The following is a 25298-nucleotide window of genomic DNA, read 5'->3' on the forward strand; positions in this document are numbered from 1 at the left end:
CCCCTCGCCTCTCGGGACGGACGTCCCTCGTAGGAGTCCTACTTCTTGAAGACGTCCTTCACGTTCTCGCCGGCCTGCTTGGCGCTTGCCCCGGCCTGCTTCGCTTCGCCCTCGGCGACCTTGCTGTCGTCGCCGGTCAGCTTCCCGAAGGCCTCCTCGGCCTTCCCCGCGAGCTTCTCGCCGGTGTTCTGGGCCTTGTCTTCCGCACTCATATGCGCTCCTTCGTTCGGTGGATGGGACGCCTTCGACGCTACGCCCGCGCGAGTCCGGCGTCACCCCCTCGCACCGGACGCACGGGCGGGCGCCCCCCGGGGAACTCCCGCCGCCCGTGGGAGGATGGGCGCATGGCCACCCGCACGCCCGACGCCCGCGCCAAGGGCCTGCTGTCCTGGCTGATCCTCGCGGTGGGGTTCGTCATCGCCGCCTTCACCGTCGCGATCCTCGTGGCCGCCGTGCATGTCGACGGCGTCGGCGAGGTGACCGGCACGCTCGTCGCGGGCGGCATCGCGACAGTGGTGGCCGCCGTCGCGTTCGTCGACCAGCGCCGCAAGGTCCGCGCGACGCGAGCGGCCGAGCTGGCCGCCGGATCCCGCATGCCCGGCGACGCCGCCGCCGTGGCCCCGGCCGACGCCGCGACCCCCGGGGACGACGCCGTCAGTCGATGAGCCGGAGCGCCACCAGGCGCTCCAGCGCGGCCTGGCCGGCGGGCGGGCAGCGGTGCGCGTCCGCCGATCCCACGAGCTCGACCTCGGCCACCTCGCCCGACGGCACCGGCTCCTGGCTCGTGCCCTCGCGCGGTTCCGCGCGGTAGACGGTCATGCTGACGAGGCGTCCCGCGTGCACGCCGTGCGCGTCGGCCAGGACGGTGAAGAGATCCTCGATCGTGGCGGGATCGATGTCGAGCCCCACCTCCTCGGCGGCCTCGCGCACGAGCGCCTGCCGCGCGCCCTCGCCGGGCTCGATCTTGCCGCCGGGCAGGTAGAGCACGTCGTGCCCGGCGACGCGCACCATCAGCACGCGGCGGTCGCGGATGAGGGCGAGCGCGGCCACGCGCAGCGGCCGCTCGTCGGGGCCGCGACGCCGGGCCGCGTCCCCGGGCCCGTCGAAGTCGAGCCCGTCCAGCTCGTCGAGGTCGTCGTCATCGTCGTCGTCGATGACCGGGACGACGGGGCGTCCTGCCGGGTCGGGGGTCGATGTCACGCGGTCCTCCTACAGTCCGTCGAGGCTCGTGCGAGCCGCCCACTCCACGTCGAGCAGGGCGACGACAACGGTATCGGCCCACGCTCCGCCGACCCATCGGTCGTGCACCAGGAGCCCCTCGCGCCGCATGCCGAGGTGCTCGGCCAGCCCGAGCGCGGTCGCGTCCGCAGCGTCGACCCGGCACGCGACGCGGTGCACGCCCACCTCCGCGAAGGCGAGCTCGAGGATCCGGTCCGCCGCCTCCGCCGCGAGGCCGGCGCCCCGCACGTCCTCGTGCAGGACCACGCCGAGCTCCGCCTGCCGTGCTCCGGGATCGCGCAGCAGCAGGTGCACCTCGCCGACCACGCGCGCCCACCGCTGGCCCTGGGCGGGCAGCTCGATCGCGAGGGCGAGCCGGTCGCCCACCTCCGCCAGCCGGGTCCAGCCGAGGCGGTCGGCGAGCATGCGTCCGGGGTCGGATGCGGATCCGGCGAGGTGCGGCCGCGCGCCCGGGGACGCCGCGTAGGCCTCGATCGCGACCACGTCGTCCGGCGCGAACGGCCGCAGCACGAGCCGGGCCGTGCGGACGGGACCGCGCACCTCGACCGGGTCGAGCGCGGGCAGGTCGCCGTCCACGGGGATCCGCCGGTCAGGTGGCGGCGGGCGTCGTCGTCGCCCACTCGTCGGCCAGCACGGCGTAGTAGAGGCTGTCGACCCACTCGCCCTTCACGAGGTGCTCCTCGCGGAAGTGACCCTCGCGGCGCAGACCGAGCCGCTCGGCCATGCGGGCGGACGAGGTGTTGCGGGCGTCGAGCTGGGCGAGGACGCGGTGGGCGCCCGCGCGCTGGAAGGCGATGTCGAGCATCGCGCGGCTGGCCTCGGTGGCGTAGCCGCGGCCTGCGAAGTCCGGGTTCATGACCCAGCCGATCTCGAGCTGGCGCGAGGCCGCGTTGCGGAGGAGGAGGGACACGTCGCCGACGACGCGGCCGGATCCCGCGCGCGGATTGAGGCTCGGCTCGTCCGGCAGCTCGACGGCGAGCCCGAGGAAGTCGTTGGACTGCTCGAGCCGGGTCTTCCGGCGGCGGGCGGCGAGGTGGCGCCTCGACGCCTCGCGGTCGCGGAGCGGCCAGAACATGTACTCGACCACGTCGGGTCGGCGCTGGATGTCGGCGTAGTCGTCGAGGTCGTCGGCCGTGTAGGGCCGGATCACCAGGCGCTCGGTGCGCACGGGCTCCGTCATCCTGAGCGGCGCGTCGAGGCGCGGGCCGCGGAGGATGCGGGGCCTCACGACGCCTGGCCCGCCTCGGCCGTGCGCGGGAGCGCGACGGCGACGGGGGAGGACACCGCGGCGGGCATCTCCACGTCGAGGCCGAAGAGCGCCTGGACGGCGTCCACCACGCGGGCGCCCTCGCCCTGGCGCGCGAGCTCGCGGGCCCGCACGGAGGGCTGGTGGACGAGGACGCTCACGAGGTGCCGGAGCGCCTTCTCGGTGGCGTCGGAGGAGTCGCCGCGCTTGCGCACGCGCTCCAGCTCGCCCTCGAGCACGTCGAAGATGTGGGTGCGGAGCGCCACCACGGCGGGGGCGACCTCGTCCTCGGCGCTGGCGGCGCGGAACTCGGCGGCGGCGGTGCTGACGATCTCGCGCGCGTCGTCCGTGGCGGTGAGGTCGCGCAGCGGCGCGTGCAGGCTGATGGTCTCGAGGTCGAGCAGCTCGACGCCCTCGACCGTGACGACGTCCGGATCCACGTTGCGGGGGAGCCCGAGGTCGATGACGAGGCGGCGGCGCCCGTCGCCCGAGACCGCGGCGGCGCCCTGCATGTGGTGCGCGGCGAGCACGGCGGTGGGCGCGGTGCTGCAGGTGACGACCATGTCGGACGCGGCGAGCGCCCGGAGGAGGTCGCGGCCCTCGACGGCGGGGATCCCGTGCGGGCCCGCGAACTTCTGCGCGCGGCCCGAGGGGGAGTAGACGTGCACGTCCGCGACGCCGCGGTCGCGGAGCGCCGCGAGGCTCGCGCCCGCGTACGCGCCCGTCCCGACGAGGAGGACGCGGGTGGCCGACCAGTCGGCGATGCGGCTCTCGGCGAGATCCAGCGCGAGGCGGACCATGGACCGTCCGGCGCTCTGCAGGCCCGTGCGGGTCTTGACGCCGCGCGACGTGTTGGACGCGGTCTGGAAGAGGCGCTCGAGGCCGGTGCTCGTCGTGCCGCCGGTGCGGGCGCCCTCGAGCGCCCGGCGGACCTGGCCCGCGATCTCGCCCTCGCCGACGACGACGGACTCGAGGCCCGAGGAGACGGCGAAGAGGTGCTCGGCGACCGCGTCGCCGCACTTCACGTCGACGCTGCCGCGGACCTCGTCCCGGGCGATGCCGCTGGCGCCGCTGACCACGTCGACGGTGGCCTCCACGGCCAGCGCGCGGGCCGCGGTGAGGGGCTCCTCCACGTCGAGGTAGGCCTCGAAGCGGTTGCAGGTGGCGAGGACGACGGCCCCCGCGATGAAGTCGTTCTGCTCCATGAGCGCGCCGGCGACGGAGGGTGCGGCCACGGACAGCTTCTCGAGGACCTCGAAGCTGGCGTTGTGATGACTCGCCGTCAGACATATGAGCACGCTCCATGGTAAACCTCCCCGCCGTGTGCTCCGGGTCGGTGAGGGCACCCTGACTACGTGCGGCCAGCCTCCCCAGCCGAGCGGGCGCGCAGGCGGGGGATGCGATGATCTCCTCCGTGATCACGCCCATCTCCTCCGCCGCCTCCGCGCCCTCGTCCGCCGTCGTCCCGCTCCCCGCGGAGCATCCGCTCAACACGCGCACCGCGTCGTCGCTCCTCGTCGAGGCGTACCGCGGCCATCGCGGCGAGCGCGCGCCCGTGTGGTTCATGCGCCAGGCCGGCCGGTCGCTGCCCGAGTACCGCGAGCTGCGCGTGGGCACGAGGATGCTCGACGCGTGCCTCGACCCGGAGATGGCCAGCGAGATCACGCTGCAGCCGGTGCGCCGCCACCACGTGGACGCGGGCATCTTCTTCAGCGACATCGTCATCCCGCTGAAGCTCGCGGGCGTGGGCGTCGACATCGTCGCGGGTCGCGGACCGGTGCTGGAGAAGCCCGTGCGCACCGCGGCCGACGTCGCCGCGCTGCCGTCGCTGGATCCGGCCGCCCTCGAGCCCATCCGCCAGGCGGTCGCGCGGACGGTCGCCGAGCTGGGCGACACCCCCCTCATCGGCTTCGCGGGCGCGCCCTTCACGCTCGCCGCGTACCTCGTGGAGGGTGGCCCGAGCAAGGACCACATCGCGGCGCGCGGCCTCATGCACGCGGATCCCGACGCCTGGGACGCCCTCATGCGCTGGTGCGCCGAGATCACGGGCGTCTTCCTGCACGCGCAGGTCATGGCGGGCGCCTCCGCCGCGCAGCTCTTCGACTCGTGGGCCGGCGGCCTCTCGCTCGCCGACTACACGCAGCGCGTCGCCCCGGCGTCCGCCCTCGCGCTCGACCACGTGCGCACGATCACCGCCGCGGACGGCCGCACGGTGCCGCTCGTCCACTTCGGCGTCGGCACGGGCGAGCTGCTCGGCGCGATGCACGACGTGGGCGTCGACGCTGTGGGCGTCGACTGGCGCATCCCGCTCGACGAGGCGTCGCGCCGGCTCGGCGGATCCGTGCCCGTCCAGGGCAACGTCGACCCGGCACTCCTCGCGGCCCCGTGGCCCATCCTCGAGGCGCACGTCCGCGACGTGCTCGAGCGCGGGAAGGCGGCGCCCGCCCACGTCCTCAACCTCGGCCACGGCGTGCCGCCCGAGACCGACCCGACCGTGCTCACCCGCATCGTGGAGCTCGTCCGTGAGTAGCGACCCGCGGCAGGCCGCCGGCGAGGTCGACCCGACCGACGTCGTCGTGATCGGCGGCGGCGTCGGCGGCCTCATCGCCGCCCGCGCCTGCGCCCTCGCCGGGAAGCGCGTGATCCTCGTGGAGGCGTCGCCCGCGCTCGGCGGCACCGTCGGATCCCACGTGGTCGACGGCCTGCGCCTCGACAGCGGCGCCGAGAGCTTCGCCACGCGCCGCGGCACCGTCGCCACGTTCCTGGGCGAGCTGGGCCTCGCGGACCTGATCGTGCAGCCGAACCCGGACGGCGCGTGGGTGCAGCTCGCCGAGCGCGCCATCCAGCTGCCGCGCACGGGCCTGCTCGGGATCCCCGCGCACCCGTTCGACGCCACCATCGCGACCGCGATCGGCCGGGCCGGCGTCGCCCGGGCCAAGGCCGACCTCCTGCTCCCCGCCGCCGTCGGCGCGAAGGAGCGCACGCTCGGCGGCCTCGTCCGCGCCCGCATGGGCGACCGCGTCGTCGACCGGCTGGTCGCCCCCATCGTCTCCGGCGTGCACAGCGCCCACCCCGACGAGGTCGACGCCGACGCCGTCGCGCCCGGCCTTCGCGCCGGGCTCGCCGAGCAGAGGTCGCTCGGGCGCGCGGTCGCGTCCATGCGCGCGGCGTCCCCCGCGGGATCCGCCGTCAGCGGCATCGTCGGCGGCGTGCACCTGCTGGTCGACGCTCTGGTCGCCGACCTCGCGCGCCTCGGCGTCGACGTCCGCACGTCGCTCGCGGTCGAGTCCGTGCACCGGCACCGCTCCCACGCGGGCGCGGCCGCATTCGACGACTGGCACGTCGAGCTCGCCGACGGCCGGGGCGTCGACGCGGCGGGCGTGGTCCTGGCGATCCCCGCGGCGGGCCTCATCCACCTCTTCTCCGGGCTCGCGCCGCACGCGGTCACGGAGGGCTGGCCCGCGCCGTCCTCCGTCGAGCTGGTCACGCTCGTCGTGCGCGCGCCCGAGCTCGACGCCGCTCCCCGCGGCACCGGCGTGCTCGTCGCGGCGGACGCCCCGGGGATCCGCGCCAAGGCCCTCACGCACGCCACCGCCAAGTGGCCGTGGCTGAAGGAGCAGGCGGGTGACCGCCACGTGCTCCGCCTCTCCTACGGGCGTGCGGGCGGCGACGACGACACCGCAGGCGTCCCCGACGACGAGCTCACCGCGATCGCCGTGCACGACGCGTCGGCGCTGCTCGGCGTCGACCTCGCCGGCCGCGTCACCGGATCCGCCCGCGTGCGCTGGACCAACGCCCTCCCGTTCGCCGCGTCCGGCCATCGCGAGCGCGTGCAGGCCGTGCGCGACGAGGCGGCCGAGCACCCGGGGCTCGAGATCACCGGGTCCGCCGTCGCGGGCACCGGGCTCGCTTCCGTGGTGGCCGACGCCCAGGCCGCCGCGGCGCGCCTCCTGGCCCGCTGATGGGCGATCGCGGCCCCGGCTGGCCGGCCGCCGACCGCCCCGTCGCCCCCGACCACGCGGCGGCGGCGGAGGGATACGCTGGACCGACGTGTGCTGCACGTGCCCCCTCAACGATCGGAGATCTCCCATGAAAGGCAAGCTTCTCTTCGTCGCCGGAGCCGGTGTCGGCTACGTCCTCGGCGCCCGCGCCGGTCGCAAGCGCTACGAGCAGATCCGCACGAACGCCAAGAAGGTCTGGGACGACCCGAAGGTCCAGCGCCAGGTCGACAACGCGGCCGGCTTCGTGAAGGACCACACCCCCGACGTCGCGCACGCGGTCGTCGGCGGCGCCAAGAAGGTCGTCGGCACCGTCACCGGCGGCAAGAAGGACTCCGCGAGCGGCTCCACCCCCTCGAGCGCCTCGGGCACGCACTACCCGACCATGGACCCCGCATCGCCGGAGCCGAACGGCTCCGGCACCTCCCGCTGACCCGCCCGCCCATCCCCAGGAGGGAACCCCGCATGACGGATCAGGATCTCAATCCGAAGAGCAAGCGCTCGCTCGTCCGGCTCGTCGCCGACCTGCCGACGCTCATCGTCCAGCTGATCAAGGACGAGATCGAGTCGTTCAAGAACGAGCTCGTCTCCAAGCTCAAGCACGCGGGGATCGGTGCCGGCTTCCTCGTCGTGGCGCTGTTCTTCGCGTTCATCGCGTTCCTGGTGCTCGTCGCCGCCGCGATCCTCGGCCTGTCCGAGGCGTTCTCGCCGTGGCTCTCCGCGCTCATCGTCGCGGGCGTCTTCCTCCTCATCACGGTGGTGCTGGCGCTGCTCGGCATCCGCTGGATCAAGAAGGGCGTCCCGCCGACGCCCGAGGAGACGGTGGACAGCCTCAAGGAGGACGTCGACGCGGTGAAGGGGACCGGCAAGTATGACCACTGACCGCCCCCGCCCCACGGGACCCCGGTCCCGCACCGAGCTGAGGCTCGACATCCAGCACACGCGCGAGGAGATCTCCGCGACGCTCGACGCCCTCGAGGCCAAGCTGAACGTCCGCCGCCGGGCGAAGGACGGCATCGCCGACCTGCGCCGCCGCATCCGCCGCACGGCCGACGAGGACCCGCTGCTCCTCGTGGCCGTCGGTGTGGGCGCGGTCGTCGTGGTCGGCGGCGTGGTCTGGGCCGTGGCCCGCGCCGCGCGTCGCTGACCCGCAGGTCGAGCGTCCGTCATGGCCGAGGGGGAGTCCGTGCGTCCACGCCGCCGCGAGGCACGTGATCCGGGATCCCTGGGGGCGCATCCGCTGCTGCTGCCCGGGATCGTCGGGCTCGTCGGCTCGCTGCTCCTCCTCGCGGCCTCGTTCGTCGTCGGCCACGCGCCGGCCGAGTCGGAGCTGTCCCGCACCCCGGTGATCGGCGCCCTCCGCGTCTCGCCCCTCGGGACGAGCGTCGGGTCCGTCGCCGTCGTGGTGGGCGGGCTCATGCTCACGTCCGCGTGGCTCCTCCTCGGCGCGCTGCTCCCGCGACTCGGCCAGGCGGGCCTGCGCGCCACCCTGCGGCTCGCGGTCATCTGGACGGCCCCGCTCCTGGTGAGCGCGCCGCTGTTCAGCCGCGACATCTACTCGTACATCGCCCAGGGCCGCGTGCTCGGCGCCGGCCTCTCGCCCTACGAGCACGGGCCCGCCGTGCTGCCCGACTGGCGGAGCACGGGCGTCGACCCGCTCTGGGCGCACACTCCCGCGCCCTACGGCCCGCTGTTCCTCGCGATCGAGCGCGTCATCGGTGCGATCGACGACGCCCTCGGCGTCGAGGTCGCGGTCCTCGCGGCGCGCGGCGTCGCCGTCTTCGGCGTCGTCCTGATGGTCGCGTGCGGCCTCCGCATCGCCCGCCGACGCCGGATCGACCCCGTGCGCACGGCGTGGTTCCTCGCCGCCAGCCCGCTCGTCAGCTTCAACTTCGTGGTGGCCGCGCACAACGACGCGCTGATGATGGGCCTGCTGGTCGCCGGCCTCCTCGCCGCCATCGACTCGCGGCCCGTGCTCGGCGTCCTGCTCGTGACGTGCGCGGTGGCGGTCAAGCCCATCGCGCTCCTCGCCCTGCCCATCATCGCGATCGTGCACGCGGAGATGCGCGCCCGACGCGTGGACGACCGAGCGCCCGAGGGCGTGGCCGTCGACGGGTCGGCCGGCGGGGTCGTCGGCCTCCGTCCGCCCACGCGCGACCCGCGGGTCTGGGCGGCGTGGACCGCGTCCGGCCTCGCCGCCATGGGCCTCCTCGCGCTCGGCGGGGAGCTGCTCGGCGTCGGCCTCGGCTGGATCTCCGCGCTGTCGAGCCCCGTCTCCGTCGTCTCGTGGTTCATGCCCTTCGGCGTGGCGGCGGGCGCGTTCGGCCCGCTGGTCGATGCGCTCGGCGGGCCGGGGGACGCGGTCGAGGGCGGCATCAAGACCGCGGGCATCCTGCTCGGCTTCGCGGGCGCCGCCTGGTGCATCCTCACGACCCGCACGCTCTCCGGCGAGGCCCGCCTCGCGCTGGCGTTCGCGTGCATCGTCGCGATGTCGCCCGTCGTCTACCCCTGGTACGGCCTGTGGGTGCTCGTGATCCTCGCCGTCGTCGGCATCGCGGACGGCGCGGCCATGGCGCTCGCGGTCTCGGCCACCGTGTTCCTCGTCGGCGTCAACCTGCTGGAGCCCATGGCCGTCGTGCACTCCGTCGCGTCCGGCTGGCCGCGCCTGCTGGTCGTCGTCGTGGCGGTCGTGGGGGTCCTCGGGATCCTCGCGCCGGGGCTGCAGGGGCTCGCGGGCACGGATCCGTTCCGCGCCCTCCGCGCGCCGCGCCACCACTTCTCGGCCGCGAGGCAGCCCCCGGTCTGATCCCCGGCCCAGGTCGCCCTCGGGTGCGGGAATGCGCGCGAGGGCCGCCGACGTTCCCCGAGCACACCACCGACGGGAGCTCGACCATGGACACCGACCTCGACTGGCACGACCTGATCCGCCGGGCCCACGGCCGCTTCGCCGACCGCCTCGCCGCCGTCACCGACTGGACGGCGCCCACGCCCGACGTCGAGTGGGACGTCCGCGAGCTCGTGGCGCACGTCATCGAGGAGCAGCAGTGGGTGCCGCTCCTCCTCGCCGGCCACACCGTGCAGACCGGCCGGCCGCTCATCCGCGACCTCGACGACGACCTCGTGGCCGAGTGGGGCCGCTACTCCCGCGAGGCGCTCGCGGCGTGGGAGGGCGTCGACCCGGAGCGTCCCGTCCTGCTCTCGAGCGACCGCGTGCCCGCCCGGGAGTACCTGCGCGAGCAGCTGTCCGACGTCGTGATCCACGGCTGGGACCTCGCGCGCGCGGTCGGCGCCGACGAGCGCATCGACGACGAGCTCGTGCGCGCCACGTGGACGGTGTTCGCCCCGCAGAAGGACACGCTCGAGGCCAGCGGGCTGTTCGCCTCGCCCGTGCCGGTCGCCGAGGACGCGCCGCTGCAGGTGCGGCTGCTCGCGCTCACGGGCCGCGACGCCCGGTAGCCCGCGAATGATCTGACGGCCGCCCGTCCGATGCAGGGGCGGGGTCCCCGCGAGACGTACCATGGAGATCATGAGCATCCCGGCTGCCGAGTCGGCGGCATCTCAGGTCCCCCCGATCGAGTCCCCCGGAGAGGCCCGTCCTGACGACGGGTCCACCCCCGAGGCATCCCCCAGCGGCTACGCCCTCTGGGCCGTCCTCCGCCGCGATCCCGCCCGCCCAGACGACCTCGACGGCCGCGAGGTCCCCGGGGCCGTCGACGAGCTCGACGGCATCGTCCACATCGTGGAGGCGGAGGGCGTCACCGTCCGCGGCTTCTACGACGTCTCGGGCATGCGCGCCGACGCCGACCTCATGGTCTGGATCCACGGCCCGCAGATGGAGACCCTCCAGTGGGCCTTCCGCGAGATCCGCCGCGCGCGCCTCATCCGCGCGCTCATCCCGTCGTGGAGCGCCGCGGGCGTCCACCGCGACGCCGAGTTCAACCGCAGCCACGTGCCCGGCTTCCTCCGGGGCGAGGAGCCGCGCGACTGGCTCTGCGTCTACCCCTTCGTCCGCTCCTACGAGTGGTACCTGCTGCCGCCCGAGGAGCGCGGGCGCATGCTCGCCCAGCACGGCCGCCAGGGCGCGGCCTTCCGCAGCGTCATCGCCAACACGGTCTCCTCGTTCGGCCTCGGCGACTACGAGTGGATCCTGCCGCTCGAGTCGAACGAGCTCGTCGACCTGGTCGACATGATGCGCGACCTGCGCAACACGGACGCGCGCCGTCATGTGCGCGAGGAGGTCCCGTTCTACACGGGCCGCCGCATCACCACCGCCGAGCTCGTGGAGGTCCTCCAGTAATGGCCGCAGTCAACCTGGGTCGCAAGCCCGCCCCCGCCACCGACGCGCCTCGGGCGCCCGGCGCCCTCGTCTCCGCCGCGAGCGAGGCCGCGAAGATGGGCCCCGCCCACGTCGAGGAGCCCGTCGCGTACGACGCGATCCTGCTCGCGTCCTTCGGCGGCCCCGAGGGTCAGGACGACGTCATCCCGTTCCTCCGCAACGTCACCGCCGGTCGCGGGATCCCGGAGGAGCGCCTCGAGGAGGTCGCCCACCACTACCGCGCGTTCGGCGGCATCAGCCCCATCAACGAGCAGAACCGCGAGCTGAAGGCCGCCCTCGAGGCGCGCCTCGCCGAGCGCGGCATCGACCTGCCCGTGCTGTGGGGCAACCGCAACTGGGGCCCGTACCTCAACGACGCGCTGCGCGAGGCCGAGGAGAAGGGCTACCGCCAGCTCATCGCCGTCGCCACGAGCGCGTACAGCTCGTACTCCTCGTGCCGCCAGTACCGCGAGGACTTCGCGGACGCGCTGGAGGACACGCAGCTGCAGGGCGTCGTCCGGATCGACAAGGTGCGCCAGTTCTTCGACCACCCGGGCTTCGTCACGCCGTTCATCGAGGGCACGCGCGACGGGATCCGCGACGTCATCGCGCACTTCGAGGCCGAGGGGAAGCCCGTCGACCTCGCGACCGACGTCGAGATCCTGTTCTCCACGCACTCCATCCCGTCGTCGGACGCCTCCAAGTCCGGACCCGCCGAGCGCGGATTCGACGAGGACGGCGCGTACGCCGCGCAGCACCTGGCCGTCGCCGAGGTCGTGATGCACGAGGTGAAGAAGGAGCTCGGCATCGACCAGGACGTGCCGTGGCAGCTCGTCTACCAGTCGCGCTCCGGCCCGCCCTCGATGCCGTGGCTCGAGCCCGACGTGAACGACGCCATCGGCGAGCTGCCCGCGCAGGGCCGCCGCGCCGTCGTGATCGTGCCGCTCGGATTCGTGAGCGACCACATGGAGGTCAAGTGGGACCTCGACAACGAGGCCACCGAGTCCGCCGCCGAGAACGGCCTGTACTCGGTGCGCGTGCCCACGCCGGGCGTGCACGCCGCGTACGTGGACGGCCTCATCGACCTCGTGCTGGAGCGCCGCGACGGCATGAAGGCCGCCGACCGGCCGCACATGACCGACCTCGGACCCTGGTACGACGTGTGCCGCACCGGCTGCTGCGAGAACGTGCGGCTGGGCTTCAAGCCCGCCGTCTCCGGGCTCGCACCGTGACGGACGGTCCCACGACGTCGGCTCCGACGACGACGCTCCGCATCGGGACCAGGGGGAGCGCGCTCGCCCTGGCCCAGACGCGGGCGATCGCCGCGGAGATCACCGGCGCGTCGGGACTCGAGGTCGAGCTCGTGCCCGTGACCACGCACGGCGACACGTCGCGCGAGTCCCTGTCGAGCCTCGGCGGCACGGGCGTGTTCGCCAGCGCGCTCCGCGAGTCGCTGCTCCGCGGCGAGTGCGACCTCGTGGTGCACTCGCTCAAGGACCTGCCGACCGCGCCGTACGCGGGCCTCACGGTCGCGTCGGTGCCGGCGCGCGAGGATCCGCGCGACGTGCTCTGCGCGCGCGACGGCCTCACGCTCGCGACCCTGCCGCGCGGCGCGCGCGTCGGCACCGGATCCCCGCGCCGCCGCGCGCAGATCCTCGCCGAGCGCCCGGACCTCGACGTGGTCGACATCCGCGGCAACATCGACACCCGTCTCTCCCGCGTGACCGCGGGCGACCTCGACGCCGTCGTGCTCGCGGCGGCCGGCCTCGAGCGCATCGGCCGCATCGACGCCGCCACCGAGCACCTCGAGCTCGACCGCTGGCCCACCGCGCCCGGGCAGGGCGCGCTGGCGCTGGAGATCCGCGCGGAGGACGCCGAGACGCACTCGGTCGTCGGTCGCGCCGTCGAGGCCGTCGACGACCCGTTCACGCACGCCGCCGTCCTCGCGGAGCGTGGCGTGCTCGCCGCGCTCGAGGCCGGCTGCGCGGCGCCCATCGGAGCCTGGGCGACCGTCACGAGCGCCCGCCTCGCCCTCACCGCCGTGGTCTACCGACCCGACGGCACGCAGCGCATGGCCGCGAGCCACGAGCTCGACACGGCGGGGCTCGACCTCGCGCAGCTGGGCGCATCCGCCTCCGCGCTCTCGGGGCCCGTGTCCCGCGAGCTCCTCGACGCCGGAGCGGCCGATCTCGCGCCGCTGGGAGGGACCCGATGACCTCGACAGACCAGAAGCCCCTAAAGGGCTGGCGCGTCCTCGTGCCCCGCGGCGGACCGTGGGGCGACGGCGTCGCGTACGACCTCCGCGCGCAGGGCGCCACGCCCGTCGTCGCGCCCATGATCAACTTCGCAGCGACGCAGGACGCCCAGGCGCTCGAGTCGGCCCTCGCCGACCTGGCCGCGGGAACCTTCGACTGGCTCACCGTGACGAGCGCCACTACGGTGGACGTGCTCGCCTCGCACCGCGCCGTCGTCCCCGAGGGCACGCGCATCGCGGCCGTCGGCGAGACCACGGCCGCCGCGCTCGTCGCCGCGGGCTACACCGTCGACTTCGTGCCCTCCATCGACTCGTCGGCCACCGCCCTCTTGGAGGAGTGGACCGAGATGGCCGCCGGATCCCCCCGCCGCCGCGTGCTCACGCTCCGGTCCGAGATCGCGAAGCCGACGCTCACCGACGGCCTCATCGCGCGCGGCCACGACGTGCGCTCGGTCGTCGCGTACCGCACGGTCGGCGTCCCGGTCAGCGACCGGATCCGCGAGGACGTCTCCTCCGGCCGCGTCCGCGCCATCCTCGTCACCTCGGGCAGCGTCGCGGAGCAGGTGCACGAGCAGCTGGGCGACGTGCCCGACGGCGTGCTCATCGCCTGCATCGGCCCGCGCACGGCGAAGGACGCCCGCCGCTCCGGCGTGCGCGTCGACGTGGTCGCATCCGAGCGCTCGGCCGCGTCGCTCATCCAGTCCCTGGTCGAGATCGCCCGCCACGAGGAGCCGCGTACCGACACGGCGGGGCTCACCGGCCTCGCCGACCTCCTCGATCGGAGCACCACCGAATGACCTCCCCCTACTACCGCCCGCGCCGCCTCCGCACCACGCCGGCGATGCGCCGGCTGACCGCCGAGACGCGCCTGCACGCCGCCGACCTGGTGCTGCCGATGTTCGTGCGCGAGGGCCTCACGGAGGCCTCGCCCATCACGTCCATGCCCGGCGTCTCCCAGCACTCGCTCGACAGCCTGCGCCGCGCGCTCGTCGAGGCCGCCGAGGCGGGCATCGGCGGCGTCATGCTGTTCGGCGTCCCCGAGGTGCGCGACGCCGAGGGCTCCGGCGCGAGCGACCCCGACGGCATCCTCAACGTCGCCACGCGCGTCGCAGTCGAGGAGGTCGGCGACGCGCTCGTCGTCCAGACCGACCTGTGCCTCGACGAGTTCACCGACCACGGCCACTGCGGCGTGCTCGACGCGCACGGCGTGGTCGACAACGACCGCAGCCTCGACCGCTACCGCGCCATGGGCCTCGCCCAGGCCGAGGCGGGATCCCACCTGCTCGGCCTCAGCGGCATGATGGACGGCCAGGTCGGCGCCGTGCGCGAGGCCCTCGACGACGCCGGGCACCACGACGTCGCGATCCTCGCCTACGCCGCCAAGTACGCATCCGCGTTCTACGGCCCCTTCCGCGAGGCCGTCGACTCGCAGCTGGTCGGCGACCGCCGCACCTACCAGATGGACAACGGCAACCGCCGCGAGGCGCTGCGCGAGGTCGAGCTCGACATCGAGGAGGGCGCCGACGTCGTCATGGTGAAGCCCGCCATGAGCTACCTCGACATCCTCGCCGACGTCGCCGCGACCAGCAGCGTGCCGGTCTGGGCGTACCAGATCTCCGGCGAGTACGCGATGATCGAGGCCGCCGCGCAGAACGGCTGGATCGACCGCGAGCGCGCCATCGAGGAGAGCGTCCTCGGGATCAAGCGGGCCGGCGCCGACGCGATCCTCACCTACTGGGCCGTCGAGCTCGCCGAGCGCCTCGCCCGGCGCTGAGCCGCCCCACCTCCCTCCTCCTCGCCGGACGCGTCCGGCCCACATCCCGAGCGGATCCCCGCCCGGCACCGAAGGACATCACCGTGACCCACTCCCAGGACCTCTTCGACCGCGCCCGCGACGTCATCCCCGGGGGAGTGAACTCGCCCGTCCGCGCGTTCGGCTCCGTCGGCGGCACCCCGCGCATGATGGTGAAGGCGGCCGGCCCCTACGTGACCGACGCCGACGGCGTCGAGTACGTCGACCTCGTCAACTCGTGGGGCCCCGCGATCCTCGGCCACGCCCGCCCCGAGGTCGTGAAGGCCGTGCAGGACGCCGCCGCCCTGGGCCTCGGCTTCGGCGCGACCACGCCCGCGGAGACGGAGCTCGCCGAGCTCGTCACCGAGCGCGTGAGGGTCGCGGGCGTCGACGGATCCCCGGACCGCCGCCCCATCGAGAAGCTCCGCCTCGTGTCCACCGGCACCGAGGCCACCATGACGGCGATCCGCCTCGCCCGCGGGTTCACGGGCCGCGACCTCCTGGTGAAGTTCGCCGGCCACTACCACGGCCACTCCGACAGCCTCCTCGCCGAGGCGGGCTCGGGCGTCGCGACGCTCGCGCTGCCCGGCTCCGCGGGGATCCCCGAGGCCATCGCCGCGCAGACCATCGTCGTGCCCTACAACGACCTCGGCGCCGTGCGGGCCGTGTTCGCCGAGCACGGCCCGCGCATCGCCGCCGTGATCACCGAGGCCGCCGCCGCCAACATGGGCGTCGTGCCGCCGCTGCCGGGCTTCACCGCCGAGCTCGCGCGCATCGCCCACGAGAACGGATCCCTCCTCATCTCCGACGAGGTCCTCACGGGCTTCCGCGTGCACGCGGCCGGCTACTGGGGCCTCGACAACGCGGGGTTGGCGGCCGACCACCCCGACGCCTGGACCCCCGACCTCGTCACGTACGGCAAGGTCATCGGCGGCGGCCTGCCCGTCGCCGCGCTCGGCGGCCGGGCCGACGTGATGGACCACCTCGCGCCCCTCGGCCCCGTCTACCAGGCGGGTACGCTCTCGGGGAACCCGGTCGCGGTCGCGGCGGGCCTCACGACCCTCCGCCTCGCCGACGACGGCGTGTACCGCGCGCTCGACATCGCCGCCGACATCCTGATCTACGCGGTCGAGCTCGCCTTCGACCGCGCCGGCCTCGCCTACTCAGTGCAGCGCGCGGGCAGCCTCTTCAGCTTCACGTTCGGTACGCCGCCCGAGCACGGGATCACCGACTACGCCACGGTGCAGGCGCAGGAGACCTGGCGCTACCCGGCCTTCTTCCACTCCATGCTCGACCAGGGCGTGAGCCTGCCGCCGTCGGTCTTCGAGGCGTGGTTCGTCTCGGCCGCCATGGACGAGGCGTCGCTCGACCGCGTGATCCGCGCCCTCCCGGCCGCCGCCCGTGCGGCCGCCGCGGCGACCCCGCCCGCGTAGCCCCCTCGTGCACGACGACGGGCCCGGCCGGTCGGCCGGGCCCGTCGTCGTCGTGCCGGGTCCTGCGCGTCAGAGCGTGATCGCCGCGAACCGCTCCAGCTCGACCCAGCCGTCGCGGCCGTCCGCGGGGGTGCCGGGCCGCGCGGTCGCGGGCACGCCGAGCCGGTCGGCCGCCGCGAGCTGCGCCACGTCGAAGCCCGTCAGCGCGCCGATCTCCGACACCGCCACCTGGTAGGTGCGGTAGGGCCCGAGCTCGGGCGCGTCCGCCGTCGCCGACCGCCGGTCGAGGTCGCCGAGCTCCGGCGCCTGGTCGAGGAGGTAGGCGGTGGCCGCGAGCTCGTCCCCGGAGGCCCAGGCCGCGATCTTCCAGAACATGAGCGGGATCCGCACGCCGCGGTAGACCGGGTCGTCGTCCGAGAACACGGGGCCGGTGAACACCGTCATGCGCCGGTCGCCGAGGTCGGCGTTGTCGAGCACGTAGTCCTCGAGGCCGAGCCACAGCTCCTTGGACTGGTTGAACTCCGCCGCCTGCGGGGCCGCGTTCGTGTAGGCGAAGGTGTCGGCGCTGGCACGGGCCGCTTCCGCGATGCCGCCCCACACCGGATCCCGCCGCCGCACGAGGTGCCCGCGGTCGATGTCGTTGCGCGCGTACAGCTCGGGGCCGCACTGCTGGTCGGCCGGGAGGCGCGGATCCAGGTGCCAGTCGTCGGAGCGCTCCACGTCCACGAGGCGCGCGCCGTCGATGTTCACGGCCGTGAGGGCGGCGAGGCGCCGGTCCGTGTCCATGAGGACCGTGAAGTGCAGGTAGTCGAGCCGCACGGGCTGGGCGTCGGCCGGAGCCTCCGGCAGCGGGAGGGCGATGGGCAGGAAGTCGAGGTCGTAGCCGTCCATGTCCGGAGCCTATGCCCGGCCTCGGACGCTCGACCGGGGGCCGGGTGGACGCGCAGCGGACGGCGGGCGACGGGAGGGTCGGATCAGGCCAGGCGGAGGGGAGCCGTGGCGCGCCCGCGCGCGAGCTCGGCGAACACGTCCGTGGTGAGCCGGTACGCGTTCTCGACCTCGGCGACGACGCGGGCGCGCTCGTCGTCGTCCCACGGCGCCTGGTCGAGCGCCTCGCGGTAGGTGCTGCAGAACCGCCGCGGCTCGGCGATCTCCGCGAAGAGGTACAGGCCCACGCCGTTCGTCTCGAAGCCGAACTGGCGCTGCAGGAGCGAGCGGAGGAGTCGCCCGCCGGAGAGGTCGCCGAGGTAGCGCGTGTAGTGGTGCGCGACGAAGCCGCCGACCCAGACCGAGGCCACCTGCTCGATGCGCTCGACGTACGCCGCGGTGCTCGCGAGCGGCCGCACGACCTCGCGCCAGTCCGGCCCGACGAGGTAGTCGAGGTCGGCCTCGATGGCGGGCAGGCGCGTGAGGCGAGGGCTGATGAAGCGCGCGGCCACGGGATCCGCCGCCATGCGCTCGGTCGCCTGCTCGATGGCGCGGTAGACGAAGTAGTGCTGGGCGACGAGCGCGACGTAGTCGTCGCGGCAGCCGCGGCCCGTGACGAGCGCGGTCATGAAGTCGTCCGCGTCCTGCGCCTCGGCACGCGGTCGTGCCCGGTCGCGGAGGGCCTCGGTGAGGGGGACGACGTTCATGATGTAGGTGAGCCTAACCTCATCTGCGGCTCGCGCGGAAGAGGGCGGCGGGCCGGATCGCGACGCTCCGGACCGCGGTCGCGCGGCCGCGGCTCAGGAGGCGGCGGCGAAGAAGACGAGGCCGAGCAGCGGCGGCACGCCCTGGATCAGGGCGGGCACGAGGTACTTCTTGCCCGTGCTCGCGATGATGATCGACGCCAGCACCATGCACGCGGTCGTGAACAGCACGAGCGTGAGGCCGGCGGGCACGTTGCCGACGAAGTAGAGGATCAGCCCGAGGCCGGCGCCGAGCGCCAGGAAGAGGTTGTAGAAGCCCTGGTTGTAGGCCCACGGCTTGATGATGAGGGCCTTCTCCTGGTCGGCCACGCCGAAGCGCTTCCAGGCGAACGGCTTCTCGAACCAGACGCTCTCCAGGAGGAAGAAGAACACGTGCAGCAGCGCCGCGAGTCCGACGAAGATGGTGCCGGTGGTGGCGACTGCGGTCATGATCCCTCACTCCGGCGGCTCGGTGCCGCACGGGGCCCAGGGTAGCGCGGCCGGGGACCGCGGCGGCGCCGGGAGCGGCGGGTGCTAGGCGCGGACGTCCACCACGACGCGGCCGCTCGAGGTGCCCGCGAGGATCCGCTCGCCCGCGGCGATCGCGCCGTCGAGCGGCACGGTGGTGGTGATCGTGTCGAGGAGCGCGGGGTCGAGGTCGGTCGCGAGCCGCGCCCACGCCTCCTCGCGCAGCGCGGCCGGCGCCTCGACGGAGTTGATGCCCGCGAGCGTGACGGCCCGGAGGATGAACGGGAGCACGGTGCCCGGGAGGTCGGGGCCCTGCGCCAGTCCCGCCGCCGTGACGACGCCGCCCCAGCGGGTCTGCGCGAGCACGTTGACGAGCGTCGCGCTGCCGACGCTGTCGACCGCGCCCGCCCAGCGGATGCGCTGCAGCGGCTTCCCCGGCTCGCCGAGCTCGGAGCGGTCGATCACGTCGGCGGCGCCGAGCGCGCGCAGCCGGTCACCGAGCTCGTCCACGCGGCCGGTCGAGGCGACCACGCGGTGGCCGAGGCGCGCGAGGAGCGCGACGGCGACGGATCCGACCCCGCCGCCCGCGCCCGTGACGAGCACGTCGCCGGATCCGGGCTCCACGCCGCCGCGCTCGAGCGCGAGCACCGAGAGCATCGCCGTGAAGCCGGCGGTGCCGACGGCGGCGGCGCGCGCGGCGGAGAACCCGGCGGGCACGCGCACGAGCGACGCGGCCGGCACCCGCACGCGCTCGGCCAGCCCGCCGTCGCGGCTCTCGCCGAGGCCCGCGCCGTTGAGGACGACCAGGTCGCCGGGGTCGAAGGCGTCGGATCCGCTCGCGGCGACCGTGCCCACCGCGTCGATGCCGGCGACGAGCGGGCTGGTCCGCGCGATCCCGGGCCGGCCGCCGAGGAGCATGCCGTCCTTGTAGTTGACGCTGGAGAAGAGGACGTCGAGCGCGACCTCGCCGTCGTCGGGGCCGTCGGGGCCGCCCGTCGCCCGCTCGTCGGGGAGGTCGCGCAGCGCGACCTCGATGCCTGTGGTGCCATCGTCGGCGACGGTCTGCTCGGCCACGAGCGCGCGGTACGTCATGCCGTCACGCTACGCCCGGGGTCGGGCGCGACCTAGCCGAAGAGGATCGCGGCCTCGTCGTAGCGGTGCTGCGGCACGGTCTTGAGGCGGCCGAGCGCCTCCTCGAACCCCACGTGCACGATGTCGGTGCCGCGGAGCGCGACCATGCGGCCCCAGTGGCCGTCGCGCACGCTGTCGACCGCGGCGAGGCCGAGGCGGGTGGCGAGCACGCGGTCGTAGGACGACGGGGTGCCGCCGCGCTGGATGTGGCCGAGGGTCGTGGCGCGGGTCTCGATGCCCGTGCGCTCCTCGATGATGGGCGCGATCTGCTCGCCGATGCCGCCGAGCCGCGGGCGGCCGAAGGCGTCGAGCCCGCGCTCGCCGTGCGCGTCCGACGCGTGCTCGGGGATGAAGCCCTCCGCGACGACGACGAGCGGCGCGCGACCGCGGTCGTAGGCCGAGCGGACCCAGCCGATGATCTCGTCCATGCTCGTCTTCTGCTCCGGGATGAGGATCGCGTGCGCGCCCGCGGCCATGCCGGAGTGCAGCGCGATCCAGCCCACGTGCCGGCCCATGACCTCGGCCACCATGCAGCGGCTGTGCGAGTCGCCCGTGGTGCGGAGGCGGTCCATGGCGTCGGTCGCGATCTGCACCGCGGTGTCGAAGCCGAACGTGTAGTCGGTGGCGTCGAGGTCGTTGTCGACGGTCTTGGGGACTCCGACGATCTTCAGCCCCGCGTCGGTGAGGCGCTTGGCCGCCGCGAGCGTCCCCTCGCCGCCGATGGCGAGGATCGCGTCGATGCCGAGGCGGTCGAGGTTCTCCTGGATCCGCTCCACGCCGCCGTCGCCCTCGAACGGGTTCGTGCGGCTGGTGCCGAGGATCGTGCCGCCCTGCTTGCCGATGCCCTGGATGTCGCGGCGCGCGAGCGGCATGACGTCGCCGTCGACGACGCCCCGCCAGCCGTCGCGGAAGCCCACGAACTCCTGCTTGTGGATGGTCGTTCCCTTGAGCACCGCCCCGCGGATGACCGCGTTGAGTCCGGGGCAGTCTCCGCCTGAGGTGAGGATTCCGATGCGCACACGTCCATCATGGGGCACCGGTCCGCGAGACTGGCCGGATGGACTCCGGACCCGACCGCCGACCGCATCCCGCATCGCCCGCGACGGGCGACCTCGACGCCCTCGCGCGCCGCGCCATCGGCCTCGTGCAGGAGGGGCGACGGGCGATCCTCGCCATCGCGGGCAGCCCCGGCGCAGGCAAGACGACCCTCGCGCGGGCGCTCGTGGCGCGCGTCGACGCGCTGGCGGGCGCCGGCACCGCGGCCTGCGTGCCGATGGACGGCTTCCACCTCGCCAACGCGACGCTCGACCGGCTGGGCCGCCACGACCGCAAGGGCGCGATCGACACGTTCGACGGCTGGGGCGTGCTCGCCCTGGTGCGGCGCCTCCGCGCGGAGACCGACCACGTCGTCTACGCGCCGTCCTTCGACCGGTCCGTCGACGAGGGCGTCGCGGGCGCCGTCGCGGTGGATCCCGGCATCCGCCTCGTCGTGCTCGAGGGCAACTACCTGCTCGTCGACGAGGGTCCGTGGGGGCAGCTCGCCGCGGAGCTCGACGAGGCGTGGTTCTGCGCGACGCCGGGCGACGAGCGCTTCTCCCGGCTGGTGGACCGGCACACGGCCGGCGGACGCGCGCCGAGCGCGGCCGAGGCCTGGGCCCGCGAGGTGGACGGCGCGAACGCCGCGCTCATCGAGGCGACCCGCGGCCGCGCCGACCTCGTGGTGGACGGCACGGCCGCGGGCGTGCCGGGCGCGATCCCCGGCTAGCGCGCGCGGGTCAGAGCTCGACGGTCCCGTGCTCCCCGACGTCCTTCGGGCGCTCGCCCGTGATGGCGGCCTTGGCGTACTTGATCAGCGCGATCGGCTTCGGGGTGTCCTGGTACCAGTACTCGGCGGCGTCGGCGTGCACGCGGATCAGCGCGACCGTCGGGTCGTCCTTCCCACCCTCGAACCAGGCCTCGGCGCCGGCCGACCACAGCTCGTCGATGCGCGCGCGGTCGCGGGTGATCTCCGCGGTGCCAGCGATGGAGAGGAACCCGTCGCCGGACTGCAGCGACACGTTGACCTGGTCGTTCGCGCGGATCTCGGCGGTCTTGTCGCTCGGATCCTGCGTGAAGAACCAGAGGTCGCCGTCGAAGTCGCGCTCCTGGCTGGCGAGCGGGCGGCTCACGAGCTGCCCGTGGGCGTTGACGGTGGTGAGCAGCGCGATCCGGGCGCTCTTCACGAGCTCGGCGACGCGCTCGCGGTCGTCCTGGTGGTCGTTCGTGGTGTCGGTCATGCGGCCGAGGCTACGCGCGCGGTGGACGGCCGAGGAGGGTCGGCGGCCGTGCGTACCCTGAGGGGATGGACCAGGGCGGCGCGGAGGTGACGGCCCCCGACGCGCGCACGACCTACCTGCCCGACCGCGAGGTCGACCTCCGGCTCGTGCTGCGCCCGCTGTTCCGCGGGGTCGTGGATCCGACCTGCCGCTGGGACCCGGCCCCGCCCGGATCCCGCCGCGTCGGCGTCTGGCGCACCGCCCGCACGCCGCTCGGCGACGCGTCGCTCCGGCTGGATCCGCGCGCGGACGGCGGCGTCGACGCCCGCGCATGGGGCCCCGGCGCCGAGTGGGCGATCGCCGGCGTGCCCGAGCTCCTCGGCGAGGGCGACGACTGGTCCGACCTCGACGTCTCCGCGCATCCGCTGCTCCGCGACGCGCACCGCCGGCTGCCCGCTATGCGCCTCATGCGCACGAACCACGTCTTCGAGGCGATGGCCTCCGCGGTGCTCGAGCAGAAGGTCACCGGGCTCGAGGCCAGGCGGGCGTGGCGGCAGCTGATCCTCGCGCACGGCGATCCCGCGCCCGGGCCGGTGCCGGCAGGCATGCGCGTGCTGCCGTCGCCCGAGCGCTGGCGCCTCATCCCGTCGTGGGAGTGGCACCGCGCCGGCGTGGACCCGAAGCGGTCGCGCACGCTCATCGCGGTCGCGACCTCGGCGGCGGGCCTCGAGCGCACGCTCGCGCTCGGGCGGGGGAGCGAGGAGATCACGCGGCGGCTGCGCTCGATCCCGGGCGTGGGGATCTGGACGGCGGCGGAGACCACGCAGCGCGCCCACGGGGATCCGGACTCGGTGAGCGTCGGCGATTACCACGTGCACGACATGGTCGGGTGGGCGCTCGCCGGCCACCCGGTCGACGACGACGGGATGCTCGAGCTGCTCGAGCCGTGGCGCGGCCAGCGTCAGCGGGTGATGCGGCTCATCGAGGCGAGCGGGTTCCGGAAGCCGCGGTTCGGCCCGCGCATGACGGTGCAGGACCACCGCGCGCACTGAGCGCCGCGGCGGCCCTGCGTCCGCGGATCAGCTGTCGGCGGCGATGCCGTCGGGCAGCTGCGCGCCCGCCTTCGTGAGCGCGTCCACGAGGTCCTGACCGGCGACCGTCGTGATGATGTCGCCCTGGATGCGCAGCGTCGGGGTGCCGGTGACGCCCGCCGAGGTCGCGTCGGAGGTGTTGCTCGTGATCCACGACGAGTACTTGCCCTCGGCCACGCACGTGCGCGCCGCATCCGCCGTGACGCCCTGGGTGGTGAGCCAGGTGACGAAGTCGGCGTGGGTCCACGAGTCGGTGATGGTGGAGTGGTTGTCGAACAGGGCCGAGTGCACGGCCGGCCACTTGTCGGGCTCCTCGGCGAGCACGCACGCGGCGGCGCTGCCCGCGACCACGCCGTACTTCGTGACGATCTGGATGGGGTGGTAGACGATGCGCACCTGGCCCGTGGCGGCGATCTTGTCGAGCAGCGGGCCGGTCTCGGCCTCGTACTGCGCGCAGTGGGGGCACGAGTAGTCCTCGTACACGTCCATGGTGACGGGGGCGTCGGCCGCGCCCACGCTGACGCCGGTGGGCTCGGTCGCGACGCGCACCTGGTCGCCCGTGGACAGCGCCGCGGTCGTGTCCTGCACGGGGCCCGCGGCGCTCGCCGCCTGGGACTGGCCCATGAGGTAGACGCCGCCGGCGATGGCCGCGATGACGATGACGAGGCCGCCCGCGACGGAGAACTGGGCGATGAGGCGGCGGCGCTTGCGGCGCCGGTCGTCGAGGGCCCTCTCGATGCGTGCCTTCTCGCGGATCGCGCGTACCTTCTCGTTCTCATGCCGGGCCATGGCCACGATCCTATGGATCCGCATGCCCGTGCCCCTGGGAGGCGCCACAGCGCTGCGTATGGATAGGCTCGGCGCGTGCCCGACGACGTGACGTACGTACCCCGCCTCCCCACCGGCCAGCAGCACGAGCTCGTCGCGGAGGTGGACGGTCGCACCCAGCGCATCGTGATCGCCGAGGTCGGCGCCGCGCTCCGCGTCCTGCAGGTCGACGGCACGGACCTCGTGCAGTCCTACCCGGACCACGCGCGGCCTCCCTTCTGCAGCGGCATCGTGCTCGCGCCCTGGCCCAACCGGATCCGAGACGGCATCTGGGAGCAGGACGGCGTCACCCATCAGCTCGACATCACCGAGGTCGACCGCGAGAACGCGATCCACGGGCTCCTCCTGCACTCCCCGTACCGCCTCGTGGAGCGCGACGAGGTCTCCGTCACGCTCGCCGCCGACGTCCACCCGCAGCGCGGCTACCCGTTCGCCCTCGAGACGAGCGTGCGCTATGAGCTCACGGGCTCCGGCGTCCGCGTCACGCACCTGATCCGCAACGTCGGCTCGGCCGACGCGCCCGTCGCCGTCGGCACGCACCCCTTCCTCCGCGTGGGCGACGTGCCCACCGAGGACCTCGAGGTCGTCATCGACGCGCCCACCCACATCGAGGTGGATCCCGTGCGCCTCAACCCCACGGGCGTCCAGGCCCCGGTCGACGGCACCCGCTACGACCTGCGCCAGGGCGTGCGCGTCCGCGACGCGCAGCTCGACGACGCGTGGGCCGACGCCCGCGTGGTCGACGGCGTCAGCCGCCACGGCGTGCAGGCGCCCGACGGCCGACGCACCGAGATCTGGGCCGACGGCGAGTTCACGTACTGGCAGGTCTTCGTCACGCCGTGGTACCCGGTCGCCGACGGGCACGTGTGGGCGGTCGCGGTGGAGCCGATGACGGCGCCGGCCGACGCGTTCAACTCCGGCGACGGCCTCATCACGCTCGCGCCCGGATCCGAGTGGTCGGGCACCTGGGGCATCGACCTGCACGACTGACCGCGTCGGCGGTGCCCGACCGGCCGCCCGCCGGCAGCCGTGGTCGGAAACCGAAGCGACCCGGGACGTCCGGCGCGGACCGTCCTAGCGTCGGAGCATGACCGACACCAGCGCGACCACCGCAGCCCTCGACTCCATCACCGGCGTGCACCACGTGCGCCTCTCCGTCACCGACCTCGGCCGTTCGCGTGCCTTCTACGAGGGCGTGCTGGGCCTCACCCCCGCCATCGAGAGCGAGGGCGACGCGAGCGACCCCGCCGTGCGCGAGGATCCCGCCCAGTACTTCGGCGGCGTGATCTACGGCGTCGGCTCGCAGCTGCTCGGCCTCCGCCCCATCGCGGACGGTGACGCCTCGGGCGACGACGCCGCGTTCGACCCGGCCACCCGCGGCCTCGACCACGTGAGCCTCCAGGTCGGGTCGCGCGACGACCTCGTGCGCGCGGCCGCGCTGTTCGAGGAGCGCGGCATCGCCCACGGCGAGGTCATCGACTTCCCCACGGGCATGTCGATCCTCTCCGTGCAGGACCCGGACGACATCAACGTGGAGCTCGTCGTCGCGGGCTGATCCGCGAGCCGGGCGGCGGCGGT

30 protein-coding genes are annotated in these 25298 nt (G+C 74.4%); 18 read left to right on the plus strand and 12 right to left on the minus strand.

From position 1 onward, the window contains the following. Window positions 1-38 precede the first annotated feature (38 nt). A complete protein-coding gene (locus NL142_RS02795; RefSeq protein ID WP_194683468.1) occupies window positions 39-212 on the minus strand; it encodes a CsbD family protein in 174 nt (57 codons plus the stop codon). A 132-nt stretch (window positions 213-344) separates the two neighbouring features. Here NL142_RS02795 and NL142_RS02800 point away from each other — a divergent pair, with 132 nt between their 5' ends. Then, entirely contained in the window at window positions 345-665 is a 321-nt protein-coding gene (locus NL142_RS02800) for a hypothetical protein (RefSeq protein ID WP_435080879.1), read from the plus strand. Here the strand turns inward: NL142_RS02800 and NL142_RS02805 are convergent. Genes NL142_RS02805 through NL142_RS02820 form a run of 4 tightly spaced genes read right to left on the minus strand, consistent with a single transcriptional unit; the run spans window position 655 to window position 3783 of the window. Beyond that, window positions 655-1200, minus strand: coding sequence for an NUDIX hydrolase (locus NL142_RS02805; RefSeq protein WP_308726701.1), 546 nt, complete (start codon window positions 1198-1200; stop codon window positions 655-657). The two genes, NL142_RS02800 and NL142_RS02805, sit on opposite strands and share 11 nt — an antisense overlap. A 9-nt stretch (window positions 1201-1209) precedes the next feature. Then, the gene (locus NL142_RS02810) at window positions 1210-1815 is read right to left on the minus strand and encodes a GNAT family N-acetyltransferase (RefSeq protein ID WP_435080880.1); all 606 of its coding nucleotides are present in this window, start codon (window positions 1813-1815) and stop codon (window positions 1210-1212) included. 13 nt (window positions 1816-1828) lie between these two features. Next, window positions 1829-2467 carry a GNAT family N-acetyltransferase gene (locus NL142_RS02815; RefSeq protein WP_308726700.1) on the minus strand — a complete coding sequence of 213 codons (639 nt, stop codon included), beginning with the start codon at window positions 2465-2467 and terminating at the stop codon, window positions 1829-1831. Then, on the minus strand, window positions 2464-3783 hold the full coding sequence (locus tag NL142_RS02820; RefSeq protein ID WP_194683465.1) for a glutamyl-tRNA reductase: 1320 nt from the start codon (window positions 3781-3783) through the stop codon (window positions 2464-2466). The genes NL142_RS02815 and NL142_RS02820 overlap by 4 nt, the downstream gene beginning before the upstream one ends. Window positions 3784-3887: 104 nt before the next feature. Between NL142_RS02820 and hemE the strand changes: the two genes are divergently transcribed. The 13 genes from hemE to hemL all read left to right on the plus strand — a co-directional run bounded on the left by hemE (window position 3888) and on the right by hemL (window position 16277). Continuing rightward, complete coding sequence (hemE, locus tag NL142_RS02825; RefSeq protein WP_194683464.1) at window positions 3888-5015, plus strand: uroporphyrinogen decarboxylase; 1128 nt, start codon at window positions 3888-3890, stop codon at window positions 5013-5015. Beyond that, window positions 5008-6447 carry a protoporphyrinogen oxidase gene (hemG, locus tag NL142_RS02830; protein ID WP_435080881.1) on the plus strand — a complete coding sequence of 480 codons (1440 nt, stop codon included), beginning with the start codon at window positions 5008-5010 and terminating at the stop codon, window positions 6445-6447. The genes hemE and hemG overlap by 8 nt, the downstream gene beginning before the upstream one ends. A gap of 127 nt (window positions 6448-6574) precedes the next feature. Beyond that, a complete protein-coding gene (locus NL142_RS02835; RefSeq protein ID WP_012300075.1) occupies window positions 6575-6916 on the plus strand; it encodes a hypothetical protein in 342 nt (113 codons plus the stop codon). A gap of 32 nt (window positions 6917-6948) precedes the next feature. After that, a complete protein-coding gene (locus tag NL142_RS02840) occupies window positions 6949-7365 on the plus strand; it encodes a phage holin family protein (protein WP_011931810.1) in 417 nt (138 codons plus the stop codon). Next, a complete protein-coding gene (locus tag NL142_RS02845) occupies window positions 7355-7630 on the plus strand; it encodes a DUF3618 domain-containing protein (RefSeq protein WP_194683462.1) in 276 nt (91 codons plus the stop codon). The genes NL142_RS02840 and NL142_RS02845 overlap by 11 nt, the downstream gene beginning before the upstream one ends. A 39-nt stretch (window positions 7631-7669) precedes the next feature. Further along, a complete protein-coding gene (gene mptB / locus NL142_RS02850) occupies window positions 7670-9289 on the plus strand; it encodes a polyprenol phosphomannose-dependent alpha 1,6 mannosyltransferase MptB (RefSeq protein ID WP_435080882.1) in 1620 nt (539 codons plus the stop codon). 86 nt (window positions 9290-9375) lie between these two features. Continuing rightward, window positions 9376-9939, plus strand: coding sequence for a TIGR03086 family metal-binding protein (locus NL142_RS02855; RefSeq protein ID WP_435080883.1), 564 nt, complete (start codon window positions 9376-9378; stop codon window positions 9937-9939). Window positions 9940-10009: 70 nt separating this feature from the next. Next, window positions 10010-10780, plus strand: a complete 771-nt coding sequence (gene hemQ, locus NL142_RS02860) for a hydrogen peroxide-dependent heme synthase (RefSeq protein WP_237609854.1) — start codon at window positions 10010-10012, stop codon at window positions 10778-10780. After that, entirely contained in the window at window positions 10780-12030 is a 1251-nt protein-coding gene (locus tag NL142_RS02865; protein ID WP_194683458.1) for a ferrochelatase, read from the plus strand. The genes hemQ and NL142_RS02865 overlap by 1 nt, the downstream gene beginning before the upstream one ends. After that, complete coding sequence (gene hemC / locus NL142_RS02870) at window positions 12027-13013, plus strand: hydroxymethylbilane synthase (protein WP_435080884.1); 987 nt, start codon at window positions 12027-12029, stop codon at window positions 13011-13013. The genes NL142_RS02865 and hemC overlap by 4 nt, the downstream gene beginning before the upstream one ends. Then, the gene (locus tag NL142_RS02875; protein ID WP_435080885.1) at window positions 13010-13849 is read left to right on the plus strand and encodes a uroporphyrinogen-III synthase; all 840 of its coding nucleotides are present in this window, start codon (window positions 13010-13012) and stop codon (window positions 13847-13849) included. Before hemC ends, NL142_RS02875 begins: the two co-directional genes overlap by 4 nt. Continuing rightward, entirely contained in the window at window positions 13846-14826 is a 981-nt protein-coding gene (gene hemB, locus NL142_RS02880; protein WP_194683455.1) for a porphobilinogen synthase, read from the plus strand. The genes NL142_RS02875 and hemB overlap by 4 nt, the downstream gene beginning before the upstream one ends. An 83-nt stretch (window positions 14827-14909) precedes the next feature. Beyond that, entirely contained in the window at window positions 14910-16277 is a 1368-nt protein-coding gene (gene hemL, locus NL142_RS02885; RefSeq protein ID WP_194683454.1) for a glutamate-1-semialdehyde 2,1-aminomutase, read from the plus strand. A gap of 69 nt (window positions 16278-16346) precedes the next feature. On the opposite strand, the gene NL142_RS02890 is transcribed toward hemL, so the two are convergent. The 5 genes from NL142_RS02890 to NL142_RS02910 form a co-directional block, all read right to left on the minus strand. Next, a complete protein-coding gene (locus NL142_RS02890; RefSeq protein WP_435080886.1) occupies window positions 16347-17168 on the minus strand; it encodes a DNA/RNA non-specific endonuclease in 822 nt (273 codons plus the stop codon). An 83-nt stretch (window positions 17169-17251) separates the two neighbouring features. Then, window positions 17252-17911 (minus strand): biliverdin-producing heme oxygenase, encoded by a 660-nt coding sequence (locus tag NL142_RS02895; protein ID WP_435080888.1) that lies wholly within the window; start codon window positions 17909-17911, stop codon window positions 17252-17254. 93 nt (window positions 17912-18004) lie between these two features. Continuing rightward, window positions 18005-18397, minus strand: coding sequence for a DUF1304 domain-containing protein (locus tag NL142_RS02900; protein WP_043585237.1), 393 nt, complete (start codon window positions 18395-18397; stop codon window positions 18005-18007). Window positions 18398-18481: 84 nt separating this feature from the next. Next, on the minus strand, window positions 18482-19507 hold the full coding sequence (locus tag NL142_RS02905; protein WP_435080889.1) for an MDR family oxidoreductase: 1026 nt from the start codon (window positions 19505-19507) through the stop codon (window positions 18482-18484). A gap of 32 nt (window positions 19508-19539) precedes the next feature. Then, window positions 19540-20565, minus strand: a complete 1026-nt coding sequence (locus NL142_RS02910) for a 6-phosphofructokinase (protein WP_015489331.1) — start codon at window positions 20563-20565, stop codon at window positions 19540-19542. A gap of 38 nt (window positions 20566-20603) precedes the next feature. Here NL142_RS02910 and NL142_RS02915 point away from each other — a divergent pair, with 38 nt between their 5' ends. Beyond that, entirely contained in the window at window positions 20604-21311 is a 708-nt protein-coding gene (locus NL142_RS02915) for a nucleoside/nucleotide kinase family protein (protein ID WP_435080890.1), read from the plus strand. 10 nt (window positions 21312-21321) lie between these two features. On the opposite strand, the gene NL142_RS02920 is transcribed toward NL142_RS02915, so the two are convergent. Then, complete coding sequence (locus NL142_RS02920; protein ID WP_435080891.1) at window positions 21322-21822, minus strand: pyridoxamine 5'-phosphate oxidase family protein; 501 nt, start codon at window positions 21820-21822, stop codon at window positions 21322-21324. Between the two features lie 65 nt (window positions 21823-21887). On the opposite strand from NL142_RS02920, the gene NL142_RS02925 reads away from it, so the two are divergent. Further along, entirely contained in the window at window positions 21888-22853 is a 966-nt protein-coding gene (locus tag NL142_RS02925) for a DNA-3-methyladenine glycosylase family protein (RefSeq protein WP_435080892.1), read from the plus strand. Between the two features lie 27 nt (window positions 22854-22880). On the opposite strand, the gene NL142_RS02930 is transcribed toward NL142_RS02925, so the two are convergent. Next, window positions 22881-23681, minus strand: coding sequence for a DsbA family protein (locus NL142_RS02930; RefSeq protein WP_435080893.1), 801 nt, complete (start codon window positions 23679-23681; stop codon window positions 22881-22883). Between the two features lie 75 nt (window positions 23682-23756). Between NL142_RS02930 and NL142_RS02935 the strand changes: the two genes are divergently transcribed. Together NL142_RS02935 and NL142_RS02940 are read left to right on the plus strand one after the other, a co-directional pair. Then, window positions 23757-24710, plus strand: a complete 954-nt coding sequence (locus NL142_RS02935) for an aldose 1-epimerase family protein (protein WP_435080894.1) — start codon at window positions 23757-23759, stop codon at window positions 24708-24710. 97 nt (window positions 24711-24807) lie between these two features. Beyond that, window positions 24808-25275, plus strand: a complete 468-nt coding sequence (locus NL142_RS02940; protein ID WP_011931830.1) for a VOC family protein — start codon at window positions 24808-24810, stop codon at window positions 25273-25275. Window positions 25276-25298 lie beyond the last annotated feature (23 nt).

The sequence above is a fragment of the Clavibacter quasicaliforniensis genome, from assembly GCF_051201715.1.
Lineage (GTDB): Bacteria > Actinomycetota > Actinomycetes > Actinomycetales > Microbacteriaceae > Clavibacter > Clavibacter seminis.

Coding starts and splice junctions, on each gene's coding strand:
- hemQ (WP_237609854.1), top strand. CDS start 10,010: ATGAGCATCCCGGCTGCCGAGTCGGCGGCATCTCAGGTCCCCCCGATC.
- hemB (WP_194683455.1), top strand. CDS start 13,846: ATGACCTCCCCCTACTACCGCCCGCGCCGCCTCCGCACCACGCCGGCG.
- NL142_RS02865 (WP_194683458.1), top strand. CDS start 10,780: ATGGCCGCAGTCAACCTGGGTCGCAAGCCCGCCCCCGCCACCGACGCG.
- NL142_RS02895 (WP_435080888.1), bottom strand. CDS start 17,911: ATGAACGTCGTCCCCCTCACCGAGGCCCTCCGCGACCGGGCACGACCG.
- NL142_RS02920 (WP_435080891.1), bottom strand. CDS start 21,822: ATGACCGACACCACGAACGACCACCAGGACGACCGCGAGCGCGTCGCC.
- NL142_RS02925 (WP_435080892.1), top strand. CDS start 21,888: ATGGACCAGGGCGGCGCGGAGGTGACGGCCCCCGACGCGCGCACGACC.
- NL142_RS02875 (WP_435080885.1), top strand. CDS start 13,010: ATGACCTCGACAGACCAGAAGCCCCTAAAGGGCTGGCGCGTCCTCGTG.
- NL142_RS02800 (WP_435080879.1), top strand. CDS start 345: ATGGCCACCCGCACGCCCGACGCCCGCGCCAAGGGCCTGCTGTCCTGG.
- NL142_RS02840 (WP_011931810.1), top strand. CDS start 6,949: ATGACGGATCAGGATCTCAATCCGAAGAGCAAGCGCTCGCTCGTCCGG.
- NL142_RS02795 (WP_194683468.1), bottom strand. CDS start 212: ATGAGTGCGGAAGACAAGGCCCAGAACACCGGCGAGAAGCTCGCGGGG.
- NL142_RS02845 (WP_194683462.1), top strand. CDS start 7,355: ATGACCACTGACCGCCCCCGCCCCACGGGACCCCGGTCCCGCACCGAG.
- NL142_RS02890 (WP_435080886.1), bottom strand. CDS start 17,168: ATGGACGGCTACGACCTCGACTTCCTGCCCATCGCCCTCCCGCTGCCG.
- NL142_RS02835 (WP_012300075.1), top strand. CDS start 6,575: ATGAAAGGCAAGCTTCTCTTCGTCGCCGGAGCCGGTGTCGGCTACGTC.
- NL142_RS02900 (WP_043585237.1), bottom strand. CDS start 18,397: ATGACCGCAGTCGCCACCACCGGCACCATCTTCGTCGGACTCGCGGCG.
- NL142_RS02915 (WP_435080890.1), top strand. CDS start 20,604: ATGGACTCCGGACCCGACCGCCGACCGCATCCCGCATCGCCCGCGACG.
- NL142_RS02855 (WP_435080883.1), top strand. CDS start 9,376: ATGGACACCGACCTCGACTGGCACGACCTGATCCGCCGGGCCCACGGC.
- hemE (WP_194683464.1), top strand. CDS start 3,888: ATGATCTCCTCCGTGATCACGCCCATCTCCTCCGCCGCCTCCGCGCCC.
- NL142_RS02905 (WP_435080889.1), bottom strand. CDS start 19,507: ATGACGTACCGCGCGCTCGTGGCCGAGCAGACCGTCGCCGACGATGGC.
- NL142_RS02930 (WP_435080893.1), bottom strand. CDS start 23,681: ATGGCCCGGCATGAGAACGAGAAGGTACGCGCGATCCGCGAGAAGGCA.
- NL142_RS02940 (WP_011931830.1), top strand. CDS start 24,808: ATGACCGACACCAGCGCGACCACCGCAGCCCTCGACTCCATCACCGGC.